The organism is Marinobacterium aestuarii, assembly GCF_001651805.1.
In the GTDB taxonomy this organism is placed as follows: domain Bacteria; phylum Pseudomonadota; class Gammaproteobacteria; order Pseudomonadales; family Balneatricaceae; genus Marinobacterium_A; species Marinobacterium_A aestuarii.
This window is the reverse complement of sequence record NZ_CP015839.1, coordinates 925079-937642: the sequence shown is the minus strand read 5'-3', so window position 1 is coordinate 937642 and position 12564 is coordinate 925079. Positions and strand designations below refer to the sequence as shown.

The 12564-nt window shown below is 59.0% G+C and carries 11 protein-coding genes; 6 read left to right on the top strand and 5 right to left on the bottom strand.

Going from position 1 to position 12564, the window contains the following annotated elements; translation table 11 throughout:
- Window positions 1–15 precede the first annotated feature (15 nt).
- Window positions 16–1164, bottom strand: coding sequence for a sensor histidine kinase (locus tag A8C75_RS04105; RefSeq protein WP_067378488.1), 1149 nt, complete (start codon window positions 1162–1164; stop codon window positions 16–18).
- A complete protein-coding gene (locus tag A8C75_RS04100; protein WP_120785166.1) occupies window positions 1161–2609 on the bottom strand; it encodes a sigma-54-dependent transcriptional regulator in 1449 nt (482 codons plus the stop codon). The genes A8C75_RS04105 and A8C75_RS04100 overlap by 4 nt, the downstream gene beginning before the upstream one ends.
- A 364-nt stretch (window positions 2610–2973) precedes the next feature.
- Between A8C75_RS04100 and A8C75_RS24170 the strand changes: the two genes are divergently transcribed.
- The 6 genes from A8C75_RS24170 (at window position 2974) to A8C75_RS04070 (ending at window position 7955) form a co-directional block, all read left to right on the top strand.
- Window positions 2974–4509 carry a flagellin gene (locus tag A8C75_RS24170; protein ID WP_067378485.1) on the top strand — a complete coding sequence of 512 codons (1536 nt, stop codon included), beginning with the start codon at window positions 2974–2976 and terminating at the stop codon, window positions 4507–4509.
- Between the two features lie 72 nt (window positions 4510–4581).
- Window positions 4582–4959 (top strand): flagellar protein FlaG, encoded by a 378-nt coding sequence (locus tag A8C75_RS04090; protein ID WP_067378482.1) that lies wholly within the window; start codon window positions 4582–4584, stop codon window positions 4957–4959.
- Between the two features lie 29 nt (window positions 4960–4988).
- Window positions 4989–6398, top strand: coding sequence for a flagellar filament capping protein FliD (fliD, locus tag A8C75_RS04085; RefSeq protein ID WP_067378479.1), 1410 nt, complete (start codon window positions 4989–4991; stop codon window positions 6396–6398).
- Window positions 6399–6424: 26 nt separating this feature from the next.
- Complete coding sequence (fliS, locus tag A8C75_RS04080; protein WP_067378477.1) at window positions 6425–6832, top strand: flagellar export chaperone FliS; 408 nt, start codon at window positions 6425–6427, stop codon at window positions 6830–6832.
- A complete protein-coding gene (locus A8C75_RS04075; RefSeq protein WP_067378475.1) occupies window positions 6832–7194 on the top strand; it encodes a hypothetical protein in 363 nt (120 codons plus the stop codon). Before fliS ends, A8C75_RS04075 begins: the two co-directional genes overlap by 1 nt.
- Before the next feature lie 227 nt (window positions 7195–7421).
- Window positions 7422–7955 carry an REP-associated tyrosine transposase gene (locus tag A8C75_RS04070; RefSeq protein ID WP_067378473.1) on the top strand — a complete coding sequence of 178 codons (534 nt, stop codon included), beginning with the start codon at window positions 7422–7424 and terminating at the stop codon, window positions 7953–7955.
- Between the two features lie 785 nt (window positions 7956–8740).
- On the opposite strand, the gene flgL is transcribed toward A8C75_RS04070, so the two are convergent.
- The 3 genes from flgL to flgJ all read right to left on the bottom strand — a co-directional run bounded on the left by flgL (window position 8741) and on the right by flgJ (window position 12520).
- The gene (flgL, locus tag A8C75_RS04065) at window positions 8741–9661 is read right to left on the bottom strand and encodes a flagellar hook-associated protein FlgL (protein ID WP_067378470.1); all 921 of its coding nucleotides are present in this window, start codon (window positions 9659–9661) and stop codon (window positions 8741–8743) included.
- A 37-nt stretch (window positions 9662–9698) separates the two neighbouring features.
- Window positions 9699–11393, bottom strand: a complete 1695-nt coding sequence (gene flgK / locus A8C75_RS04060; RefSeq protein ID WP_067378467.1) for a flagellar hook-associated protein FlgK — start codon at window positions 11391–11393, stop codon at window positions 9699–9701.
- Between the two features lie 62 nt (window positions 11394–11455).
- On the bottom strand, window positions 11456–12520 hold the full coding sequence (flgJ, locus tag A8C75_RS04055; RefSeq protein WP_067386974.1) for a flagellar assembly peptidoglycan hydrolase FlgJ: 1065 nt from the start codon (window positions 12518–12520) through the stop codon (window positions 11456–11458).
- Between the last annotated feature and the right edge of the window lie 44 nt (window positions 12521–12564).

The following is a 12564-nucleotide window of genomic DNA, read 5'->3' as shown; positions in this document are numbered from 1 at the left end:
GGCGCTACGGCGCCCTCAGGCATTCGGTAACGACTGACCGGCATCGGCCATATAGGGCAGCAGCAGCATTGCACAGGTGCCCTGCCCCGGCGCCGATTCGAGTTCAAAACTGCCGTGGTGGCCACGGGCAACCACCTGAGCCACCGCCAGCCCAAGGCCGGTACCGTGGGACTTGGTGGTATAAAACGGCTGCATGGCCTGGGCCTTGGTCTGCGAATCCATGCCGGGGCCTTTGTCTATCACCTCGAGGCGTAAAAAGGCAGCATCAGTGCGGGCACGTATGGCCAATTCCGCACCGGTGCCACAGGCCTGCAGGGCGTTGTCCACCAGGTTTTGCAGGGCGCCCAACAGGGTTTCACGGTTGCACTGCAGCCAGATGCCGGGCGCATCATTCTGGCAGTCACAGTCGGCGTCGTGACTCGACAACGGCACATCAAGCATGTCTTCGATGGCCCGGAACAGCTCTTCGGTGCTGATGCGATCATCGAGGCGCGTTTCACCACGGGCAAACACCAGCATATCCCGCACCTGCTGCTCCAGATTCACCAGGCGCGACTTCACCTTGCCGGCAAAGCGCACCCGCTGGCTGTCTTCCAGCACCGGACGGTTCAGATGGGCGGTATATAGCAGTGCCGCCGACAGCGGCGTACGAATCTGGTGCGCAAGAGACGCCATCATGCGGCCCATTTCCGACAGCCGCTGATAATGGGACAGGCGTGTTTGCAGCAGCCGTGTTTCGGTCTGGTTGGTCAGTAGCACCAGCTGACCCGGCTCGTTATCCATGGCGCGGGTCGCCAGCTGTACCCGCCGGCCATCCTGCAGCGAGACTTCGTGACCATCATCGCTGCGCGGTGCAAAGCTGCGTCTGATAATCTCGATCCAGAGTTCCCCCTGCAGCGGCTCGCCCAGCAGATCCTGCGCCGCCGGATTGACCTGGGCCACGCGGCCATCGCTGTCGATCAGAATCACGCCGGCGGGCAGCAGATCCAGCAACTTGCGCATGCGCTCTGCCAGACCCGCTGTATGCTCCAGCTCACCCACGCGGGTCACACGCTCGCGCGCCAATTCATTCCTGGCCGCGGCAAGCTCTGCTTCGAGCGCGGCGATGCGGTTTTCAGCCGCGGCCAGTGCCTGGGGCTGAGTTGAGGTTATGGCCTCAGTCATTTGCGCGAGATTCCATATTTGCGCATCTTTTCCACCAGCGTCGTGCGTCTTATTTGCAGCAGGTCGGCGGAGCGAGCGACGACGTTATCGCAGCTGTCCAGTGCCTGTTCGATAAGGCGCTGTTCAATGGATTCAAGATGACTTTTCAGGTCAATACCGGCGTCGGGCAGCCGGGCCAGATCGGGCCCAACTGCCGCTGCGCCCGTCTCGTTTGAAGCGTCGCTGGCAGATAGGGCGGCGCCCGCTTTGGCACGGCGATAGCGCCCGGGATTAGGCTCATCGATAAGGCGAAACTTCTCCGGCAGCTCGGATACCCCCACAACACCATCGGGATGCATGATGGCCATGCGCTCAACCAGATTGGCCAGCTCGCGGATATTGCCTGGCCAGGGATAACGCTTGAGCGATTCGATGGCCACTGGATGAAACATTAGCTGGCCGAAGCCCTGGTGATTCAGACGCTTGACCAGCGCACTGATCAGCTGCGGAATATCCTCGCTGCGCTCGCGCAGGGCCGGCAGCTCTATGGGGAAAACATTAAGGCGATAATAGAGGTCTTCGCGGAACTGACCCTCGGCGATCATCTGCTCCAGGTTCTTGTGGGTCGCCGCCAGAATGCGCACATCCACATCCAGCGTCTTGCTGCCGCCCACCCGCTCGAACTGGCGTTCCTGCAGCACCCGCAGCAGCTTCACCTGCATGGGCAGCGGCATATCGCCGATTTCATCCAGAAACAGGGTGCCGCCCTGGGCCAGTTCGAAGCGCCCGGCGCGGTTAGAAATGGCGCCGGTAAAGGCGCCCTTTTCGTGGCCAAAGAGTTCGCTTTCAAGCAGTTCCGCCGGGATGGCGCCGCAGTTTACCGGCACGAAGGGGCCCTTGCTGCGCAAGGAGTGCTCATGCAGGCTGCGCGCCACCACTTCCTTGCCGGTACCGGACTCGCCGGTAATCAGCACGCTGACATCGCGCTCGGCGACCTGCGCCATGATGCGCCGCACCTTTAACAGCGACTCGCTGGCCCCCACCAGGTCCGGAAAAAGCCCGACCTGATCGACATGGCCCGCGCCACACTGTTGACGATACACCAGGGCCGCATGCAGCAGATCCGCCAGGGCGTTGTAACTGGGCGTGGGCGCCAGAGCGCCCACCAGCATGGCCTGCAGCTCATCCGCAAGCGAGGCCTGCTCACTCCAGTCAGCCAGCAGAATCACCGGCATGGCGCCATCCTGGCGCCGCAGCTCGGTGAGCAATTTGCCCAGCGACAGCGGCAGACGGCATTCACCCAGCAGAATCACCGAACACTGTACCGGTTCATCGCCGCGTTGCAGCCAGGAGACAAAATCCGTCGCCTGACACTGCAGGCCGACAAACTCCAGCACCTGCACAAGGCGCTCGCGCCGCGGCACGTCGTCTTCGATCAGCTGTATCTGAACACCTGGCAGCATCATCCTTCGCCGGCACCTGAATTTTTGATAGTCAAATTTATGACATCCCACAGCAAGGTACAACCGCAACTGTCACATATTTTTGACACTTGTCTCATTCAGGTAACGGGTACCCGACACAACAGACCCGCACAGCCTGCAATTTGCGGGCGGAACAAGGGCCTCGGTGCCGCCCACACTGACCCCGCTGCGAAACACTCACAACAAATATGGCCCCGGCCAAAAAAATTTCTAAAGTTCCCCTGTAAAGCGCCGTTAACACATTCACACCGCACTCACACCGAATCGGGATCTCAGGATCCCTACGTATGACCCAGAACCCCTCCTGCCAGATTTGAACGGCCACGGAGGTAAAAGGAGAACGACCATGGCTGTTATCAATACCAATATCGCGTCCCTGAACGCCCAGCGTAACCTGATGAAGTCCGAAGGCGATCTGCAGACGTCACTGCAGCGTCTCTCCTCGGGTCTGCGTATCAACAGCGCCAAGGACGATGCGGCAGGTCTTGCCATCTCCGAGCGTATGGGATCCCAGATCCGCGGCCTGAACCAGGCGGCACGTAACGCCAACGACGGCATTTCCTTGGCCCAGACCGCTGAAGGCGCCATGAGCGAAATCAGCAACAACCTGCAGCGTATGCGTGAACTGGCGGTTCAGTCCCGCAACGCCACCAACTCCGCCGATGACCGCGTTCAGCTGCAAAAAGAAGTTATCCAGCTGAAAGAAGAAATTGATCGCGTCGCCAACCAGACCTCCTTTAACGGCACCAAGTTGCTGGACGGCAGCTTCACCATGCAGGCCTTCCAGGTGGGCGCCAACCAGGGCGAAACCATCAACATCACCGGCATCGCCGATTCCAACATCGCAGCCCTTGGCGGCTGGACCAGCGTTGCAACGCCGGCAAGCCCGATTACCGGTGCGGCACCGGCAGGTGGCGGCGCAACTGCTGCTACATCCGGATCCGGTGTTTTCGATGCATCAACACTGCTAGCTAACTTTGGTACTGAAGAAGTTAGCTTTGATGTGACTGATGGCACCACGACTACAGCCGTGACTCTGAGCGCTGATTACTCTGGTGCAGGCGGTATAGACACATTAGTGACTGACCTCGGCACAGCTCTTGGCGCTGACTTCGTAGTAACCAACTCTGGCAACGATGTAACGATCACCAGTGCTCTAACTGGTGCGGGTACAGAAGTATCTGTAGCAAACTTTAATGCCGATGCTGACGGCAACACAACAGACTCCGCTGTTACAGCCTTTCCTGCAGTTACTGGTACTGATGGCACCGATGCGGTCGCAGATACGTTCGACGCCCTTTCCGGCAGCGCCTTCACCCTGAACGGCACTAACATTGAAGTGGGCGCAGCAGCCGATGCGGCTACCCGCCTGACCGATCTGGTATCCGCCATCAACGCCGAGACCGGTACCACCGGCATCAGCGCCGAAGTCACTTCCGGTGCCCTGACGCTAACATCCCTGGGTGGCACCGGCGATATCAACGTTGGCGGCACTGACTCTGCCGTGGTACTGGCCCAGACAGGCCTGACCGTAGCGGATAGCCTGGCAACGCCTGGCACCACTCAAACCGGCTTCGCCAGCCTGGATATCTCCACCGTGACCGGTGCAGACAATGCCATTCTGGCCATGGACGGTGCGCTGAACGCAATCAACTCGGCCCGTGCGGATCTGGGTGCGATTCAGAACCGCTTCTCGTCCACCATCGCCAACCTGCAGACCAGCTCCGAGAACCTGTCGGCCTCCCGCAGCCGGATCGCCGATACCGACTTTGCGTCCGAAACCGCAAGCCTGACCCGCGCACAGATTCTGCAGCAGGCCGGTACCTCCATCCTGGCCCAGGCCAACACCCTGCCACAGTCAGTGCTGTCGCTGCTGCAGTAACGGCTACTCGCCCTAAGTAGATACACTTGACGGGGGCCTTTGGGCCCCCTTTTGATTCAAGGAGATTCAAGCATGAATATCATCTCCCCCGCATCAGCCCAGGCACCGGGCGGTTCTGTCAACAGCGCAGCCGAACGCAGCGCCCCTGCACGGGATAGCGGCACCATCGCCCCCCAAAGCAGTAACAGCGACAGCACAGCGGTTGCCACCGAGAATACCCAACTCACGGTACAGGAAGTCTCCGAAACCGTAGAGGCACTTAACAGCGTGATGCAGCAGATGGAGCGCGGCATCAGTTTTCAGGTGGACGACCAGAGTGGCCGCCAAGTGATCCAGGTGATCGACCGGGACTCCGGTGATGTGATAAAACAGATGCCCTCGGAAGACCTGCTGAAACTGATCAGCCATATGCAGGAAATGCAAAATATCCTGTTCGACGAAACCGTTTGAAACGCATACCGATACCGGGAGCTTAAATCATGGCCATTACCACAACGGGCTACGGCTCAGGCCTGCCTATCAGCGACCTGGTATCACAGCTGGTCGCCGCCGAAGGCAGCCCAACCGAAACACGGCTGAATCAAAAGGAAGCCAGGCTGCAGTCTGAGCTCTCTGCTATCAGCATTCTCAAAGGTGCCCTGTCCAGTTTTCAGGCCAGTTTTGCCAAACTGCAGGATGCCAGCAACTTCACCAGCCGCTCCCCCAGTAGCTCGAATACTGATATCGCCAGCATGACGGCGAAGGAATCTGCCAGCCTTGGCAGTTACAGCCTGGAAGTATCTCACCTTGCCAGTGCCCACAAGCTGGTTGGACAGCAGGACTACAACAGCGGCGATACCGGCAGCCTGAGTTTTGGCAACGCCGCCGGCGACAGTTTCAGCGTGGATATTGCCACCGAAAATGCCACCCTCGAAGGTGTGCGCGATGCCATCAACGGCGCCTCGGACAATTTTGGCCTCACCGCCACCATTCTGAACCTTTCCAGCGGCCCGCGCCTGGTGCTCACGGCCAACGACACAGGCGAAGAAAACCGCATCACCTCGATCAGCAGCACCAGTACAAGCGGTGATCTGTCGGGCTTTGACTACAGCTACGCTAGCAACCTCGATCCGCTACTGGACGGCGACAGCAGCAACTACGATCAGGTGCGGGCCGCGACTGATGCTGCCTTCACGCTGGAAGGCCAGGCACTAACCTCGGCCAGCAATACAGTCGATTCGGTTATTCCCGGTGTCACCCTGACACTGAAAGACACCACCGAAGCCGACAAGCCCGTTGCCCTGACCGTAGGCACTAATACCACCGGTATCAAAACGGTGATAGAAAGCTTCGTAAAGGCCTACAACAGCCTGCAAAGCCTGATAAGCGAGCAAACCCGTTACAATGCCGAAACCGGTCAGGCCGGCAGCCTGCAGGGCGACTCTCTGACCCGTACGGTACAGAACCAGTTACGCAGCATGATCTCCGGCAGCTACAACGACGGCGGCGCGATCAGCAGCCTGCTTGACCTGGGCATGACGACCAATACGGATGGCACCCTGAAGCTGGACAGCGACAAGCTGAAAACCGCATTGGCGGACAACTTTGAAGCTGTGACGGCGTTTTTCTCGGCTGAAAGCGGCCTGGCGAACCGCCTGGACACCAGTCTCGATACCTATCTGCAAAGCGATGGTAGCTTCGCCAGCCGTACCGAATCGATCAGCACCCAGATGGCCAAGCTCGGCGATGACCGTGAATCCCTCGATATTCGCATGAGCGCACTTGAAGCCCGCCTGCTGAGCCAGTTTAATGCAATGGACGCCATGGTCGCACAGCTCAGCAGCACCGGCGACTTTCTGACCCAGCAGTTGGAAAGCATCAGCCAGATCAGTAACTTCAGAAATAAATAACGTTATTCAGAGCGGAACGGACCCAGATGAACAGACTTCAGGCCACCAAAGCCTACCAGCAGATCAATATCAGTTCCGAAGCCCAGGGCGCCTCGCCACACCGCCTGATCGGCATGCTGCTCGAAGGCGTACTTAAGCGTCTGGCCGAGGCCAAAGGCGCGATCGAGCGTAAGGACAACGCCGCCAAGGGTGAAACTATCGGCAAGGCCATCAGCATTATCGGCGAACTACAGGGCTCGTTGCGGGATATCGAGACCAATGAAGTGGCCGGCAACCTGGATCGGCTGTACGACTACATGACCAATACCCTGGTGCAGGCCAACCTGGAATCCTCCAGTGAAAAACTCAACGAAGTGGCGCAACTGATTATCGAAATCAAGGCGGGCTGGGATGCCATAGGCACCCCTCAGGCCGGTACCCCAGAGCCCGCCTGATGGCAACCGTGGATGATAAGCCGGGCGAATCAGCCTACGCACATTTGAACGAACAGCAGTGGCGCGCGCAACACGCCATTGCTGTGGCCTGCTTTGACGAACTGCGCCAGCTGGCACAGCAACCCATTACCGAGCCGCTAGATCCCGCCGCCCTGCTTGAGCGCTGGAACGCCAGTATCCGGTCACTGGATATCAGCCAGCTGGCCGACGACCCCGCTTTTGCCCCGCCCCTGCTGCAAGAACTGGTAGCGATGAACACTGAATTGCAGTCACTGTTCAGCGCCCGTCGCAGCGCCATCAGCGAAGCCCATAACAAACAAAAAAAAGCCCACGCCGGCATTAATGCCTATCGCGGGCTTTAATACCTTTGCGGATGCGTAAAGGCTTCGCTGCAACAAAAGCACGTTCGGTAACCGGTGTGATGCCGTACCCGTAGGGTGGAATGAGCCTGCGAATTCCACCACTCGAAAGCAGCGCCGCTGGGGGCAACCACCGAGGTATCGGGTAAACGGTGCGATTCGCTGCACTCATCGGCACCCTACAGGCGCCCTACGGTACATTGCGAAAAATGCCAAAAAGGAGGACAAGGATGTCCAAGTACCTGCGGCTATGGAACCTTGGGGGCTGCTATTTCTTTACCGTCAATCTTCAGCAACGCCGCAATAATGATCTTTTGATCCGGCACATCGATACCCTGCGCGAGGCCGTGCGGCATGTACGAAGCCGGCATCCGTTTATTATTCATGGCTGGGTGGTGCTGCCGGATCACCTGCATTGTCTGATCGAACTACCCGCCGGGGATTGCAACTATGCCATCCGCTGGTCTCTGATCAAAAGCCGTTTCAGCCGCAATATCCCTCCATACGAGCGACGCTCGAAAAGCCAATCCCGGCGTGGCGAACGCGGCATCTGGCAACGCCGATACTGGGAACATGCAATCCGCAATGAACAGGACTACCGGGCGCATCTGGATTACATCCACATTAATCCCTTAAAACATGGTCTTGTTGAACGCGTATCAGACTGGCCCTATTCGACCTTCCACCACAGTGTCGCCAAGGGGCTCTATCGCGAAGACTGGGCAGATGACTGCCAGGCACGCCAACTGGCCTATGACGATTAACAGAAGGCATGCGAATGCGTAAACGATGCATTCCCCTGCATTGAGAGAAATGGCGGATTATCACGGTGTAGTGCTATACCCGTAGGGTGGAATGAGCCTGCGATTTCCACCACTCGAAAGCACTGCCGCCCGATGCAATCACCGAGGCACCGGGTAAACGCCGGGGTCACGGTGGTAAACGGTGCGATTCGCTGCGCTCATCAGCACCCTACGGCCCCCTGCGAAGCCGTGCATTGCGAAAAATGGCGGATTATCACGGTGTAGTGCTATACCCGTAGGGTGGAATGAGCCTGCGATTTCCACCATTCGAAAGCACCTCTGCTGGATGCAGCCGCCGAGGTATCGGGTAAACGCCGGGGTCACGGTGATTCGCTTCGCTCATCAGCAGCCTACAGGCCCCCTGCGAAGCCGTGCATTGCGAAAAATGGCGGATTATCACTGTGTGATACCGTACCTGTAGGGTGGAATTAGCCTGCGAATTCCACCATTCGAAAGCACCTCTGCTGGATGCAGCCGCCGAGGTGTCGGGTAACTGCCAGGGCACGGTGGTAAACGGTGCGATTCGCTTCGCTCATCAGCACCCTACGGCCCCCTGCGAAGCCGTGCATTGCGAAAAATGGCGGATTATCACGGTGTGATACCGTACCTGTAGGGTGGAATGAGCCTGCGAATTCCACCCTTCGAAAGCACCTCTGCTGGATGCAACCGCCGAGGTATCAGGTAACTGCCGGGGCACGGTGGTAAACGGTGCGATTCGCTACGCTCATCAGCACCCTACAGGCCCCCTAGCGGATGTAATCGAACAGACTTAGCCCGCTGACTTTGCTGAAGCTGGCGTAGGCCGCTTCCAGTGTTGTCTTTTGCAGGGTCAGGCGACTGATGGCTTCGTTGTAATCCAGGTCCTGAAAGGACGACAGGGTTTCCTGGGTCAGCAGGGTGTAATCCTCGTTCACGAGCTGCTGCTGATCCAGCGCGTTCATGCGCGCACCAATGGATGTACGGCCACGGATATTCGCATCCTGAGCGCTGTCGATTGACGTGAGGGTATCCCCCAGCAAAGTTTGCATCTGCGCCCGCCCGGCTTCTGTGCTGGTATCTATATTCTTCAGACCATTGCTCAGACCCAGTGCGATATTGAGCGGATTTTCGGGCTCAAACAGCTGCGCACCAGAGTCGGTGGAAGCAATGCGGTTATCTGGCCCTATCTGGATAAAGCGCTGCTCGGCATCGCCCTGAAACTCATAGCGCTCGGTGACATCATTAAAGCTGTACGCCTGCTTGTCGCCCTGAAAACCAGAAAACAGATACTCGCCCTGCACATCCCTGGTGTTCATCAACCCCTGCATCTGATCGATGATACCGTCCACCTCGGTGGCAAGGGCAGCACGATCCTGTGAGCCCAGTGCCGCGCTGCCTGCCTGAATGGTAATTTCCCGCAACCGCACAGCATTGTTGAACAGCTCATCCAGAGTCGTTTCCTCAAAACTGAGGCGACGGTTGCTGACATCAATATTGCTCTGGAACTGGTCAGTACGGGCCAGCTCCTGCTCCAGCTTGATAATCTGGCTGGCTGCCAGCGGATCATCCGAGGGCTGCAGCACCCGCTTGCCGGTGGCGATCTGTTCCTGAGTCTTGATCAACGCGCTGTTGGCCCGACTGAGGTTATCGACGTTGTTCAGAAAAACTTGCTGGGTGGATATGCGCATTGTTGCTCCTCCTCATCTGCTGTCTGGAAACCAGCCGCTAAATCGCGGCCAGCAGTGAGTCAAAGATCGTCTGGGACGCCGCGATCAAACGCGCCGACGCCTGGTAGGCCTGCTGGAACTGCACCAGCCTGGCCGCTTCCTCATCGAGATTGACGCCGCTGAGACTGGATTTGGTCTGCAGGTTGGCATCCAGCACCGCCTTGCTGGACTGGGTGGTGATCTGGGCGGTGGCCGTAAGACTGCCGACACGCTCGATCTGGCGGCCGTACTGCTCCTGGTATGAACCGCCCCCCACCAGCTTGGCAAACTGCAGATCGGACATGGCCAGGGCATTGCGGTTGTTGGACACGCCACCTGCGCTGTCGGCCAGGGCCAGACCTCGACCGCTGCTCAGCTCCAGCGCAAACTCGGAAGCACCACTGCGGGTGGGCTGGATCTCGAACTTGTCGCCCTTTACAAAGCGCGCGCTGGAATCCAGATCCAGCCGAAAGCCATCGACCTGCAGCGTCAGGCTGCCGCTGCTGGCATCGAAATAAAACTCCTGGTTCGCATCCACACCCGCGGCACCGCTTTGGCTGCTGAGCTGGTTGCTGTTCCAGCGCACGCCATCACTCAGGCGCGTCACGGTAAAGCTGCTGTCGGTATTGAACACCAGCTCATAGGCAGAGGCCTTGAGGGCACCGGTATCGACAATATCCACGCGGGAAGTCGCATTGCCGGCGTTGCCGCTGTCCACCAGTACCCGGTCAGTCGCCGCCGCACTGGCATTAATATCGGCGAACAGGCGCTGACCGGCATTGCCATCCAGATCCAGCCCCTGCAGCTGCTGGGCATTCATGCTGGAGGCGAACACCATGGCGATAAGGCCCATTTCGTCCTTTGTCTTGTCCAGCACATCGGCGCGGTAATCGAGCAAACCACCGATCTGGCCACCACTGAGCTGGCCACTGATATCACTGAGGGTACTGCCAACCTGCAGCGCGATATTATGCTGACTGGGGTCCAGGCTGTCCTGTATCGTCAGCAGCCGGCTGGCACTGCCGCCTACCACCAGCGGCTCGCCGTTACCGATAAACAGGTTCATCTCGCCATTGGGCTGCGGCACTGTGGTGAAACCGACATAGCCGGCCAGAGACTCCATCAGGCGATCACGCTCATCCAGCAGTTCGTTGGTTGAGGCGCCAGAGGCCGTGGCCAGACGTATCTGATCGTTAATCTGCGCCAGCCCCTGACCCAGACTGTTAACCTGAGCCACGGAGCTTTCGACCTGGCCGTTGATCGTATCCTGCTGACGCGTCAGGCTGGCGTCCAGATCCTGAAAGCGGCGCACCAGCGCATCGGCCTGGGCCAGAAAGAGCTCACGGTTGGCCAGGTTGCTCGGATCATCCACAGCGCCCTGCAAGGCCGCGAAGTAATCATCCATGGACTTGGAAATGCTGGATACATCCGAGGCCAGCATATTGTCGAGCTGATTCGCCAGCTGCTCGAATGCCAGGGCACTGTTATAGGCCGAGGTATCAGACATGATCTGGCCGGTCAGAAAATCATTGGCCATGCGCTGTACATCACGCACCTGGACGCCACTCAGGTTATCCCGCGCAACCAGATCCGCCCGTTGCATCGAGTAGCCCGGCGTATTGACGTTGGCAATATTCTGCCCGATCACCGATAGCGCGCTGGTGTTGGACTGCAGCGCCTGGGTACCGATGTTCAACAGATTGAAACTGGACATTGACTCTCTCCCTTGCGGCGCCAGACAGAACGCGCCACTAGATTCTTAGCGGCCGACCGCGGTTATTCTTGAGCCGAATCTGCTCGCGCCTGCAACAGCAGTTCACTGTCGAAGATACGCCCGATTTTTTTGGCGTAGGCCGGATCCGTGGCATAGCCCGCCGCCTGCAGCTCCTGCAGATACGCCTCTGGATCGGCGGCTTTCTCCAGCGCCTGGCGGTAGCGCGGGTTCTGCTGCAGAAAGCTGACATAGTCTTCAAAGCTCTGTTCGAAGGAGCCGTAGGCACGGAATGCCGCCGACTCGCGCACCGCCACACCACCGCGGTATTCCAGCGTGCTGATCCCTACGCGCTCGCCCTGCCAGGCGCTGTCTGCCTTGATATTGAACAGGTTGCGGCTATTTCGGCCACTGCTGTCCCGGCTGATATGCCGGCCCCAACCGGTTTCCAGCGCCGCCTGGGCCACCAGCACCTTGGGATCGACGCCAATCTCCGGCGCCAGCCGCTGCGCCAGCGGCAGCAGGGTCGCAACAAACTCGGCGGGGGTTTCAAAGGTCTCGGGGCCTGCAGCGGCGCCGCTCCTGGTCGCCTCGGCTGCTGCATCTGCTGCCGGCGCCGAACCGACCTGGGGCCCAGGCGCATAAGGTGAGGTGACATGGGGTGGCAACTCCGCCGCGTCAGACGGCTGCGAAGGCTGCAATTGCGCCAGCGCCGCCAACTGAGCCCCGCCACCGAACGCCCGCTTGAGCATGCGTTCGGATTCATCCAGCGGCCGCAGTTCAGTTTCATCCTGCTCGGCCGGCATATTGAGCTGCTGACCCAACTGCTTGACCAGCACCTCGGCCAGCCCCATGCCCTTGCCGGTGGAGAGTTCCAGCGTCATCTGCTGATCGAGCATGTCCTGATAGAACTTCACATCGCCGCTGTTAAACGGGCTGTCTTCCGCCAGGGAGGCGTTGGCTTCGCGCATGCTCTTGAGCATCATGCTCATGAACATCTGCTCGAACTGCTTGGCCACCTGGGCCAGCGCTTCAGGGCCATCACTTTTGGCATCGCGCTTGAGCTGCGTCAGCTGACTCAGGTCGGTATAGACCTGCGCCTTGCTGCCAAGACCGTTACTGCGTTCCATCAGATCCACGCTCCCATAAAGCAAGTCTTAACGGGGTGCCGGCC

Coding starts and splice junctions, on each gene's coding strand:
- A8C75_RS24170 (WP_067378485.1), top strand. CDS start 2,974: ATGGCTGTTATCAATACCAATATCGCGTCCCTGAACGCCCAGCGTAAC.
- fliD (WP_067378479.1), top strand. CDS start 4,989: ATGGCCATTACCACAACGGGCTACGGCTCAGGCCTGCCTATCAGCGAC.
- A8C75_RS04090 (WP_067378482.1), top strand. CDS start 4,582: ATGAATATCATCTCCCCCGCATCAGCCCAGGCACCGGGCGGTTCTGTC.
- A8C75_RS04100 (WP_120785166.1), bottom strand. CDS start 2,609: ATGATGCTGCCAGGTGTTCAGATACAGCTGATCGAAGACGACGTGCCG.
- A8C75_RS04075 (WP_067378475.1), top strand. CDS start 6,832: ATGGCAACCGTGGATGATAAGCCGGGCGAATCAGCCTACGCACATTTG.
- fliS (WP_067378477.1), top strand. CDS start 6,425: ATGAACAGACTTCAGGCCACCAAAGCCTACCAGCAGATCAATATCAGT.
- A8C75_RS04105 (WP_067378488.1), bottom strand. CDS start 1,164: ATGACTGAGGCCATAACCTCAACTCAGCCCCAGGCACTGGCCGCGGCT.
- flgJ (WP_067386974.1), bottom strand. CDS start 12,520: ATGGAACGCAGTAACGGTCTTGGCAGCAAGGCGCAGGTCTATACCGAC.
- flgL (WP_067378470.1), bottom strand. CDS start 9,661: ATGCGCATATCCACCCAGCAAGTTTTTCTGAACAACGTCGATAACCTC.
- flgK (WP_067378467.1), bottom strand. CDS start 11,393: ATGTCCAGTTTCAATCTGTTGAACATCGGTACCCAGGCGCTGCAGTCC.
- A8C75_RS04070 (WP_067378473.1), top strand. CDS start 7,422: ATGTCCAAGTACCTGCGGCTATGGAACCTTGGGGGCTGCTATTTCTTT.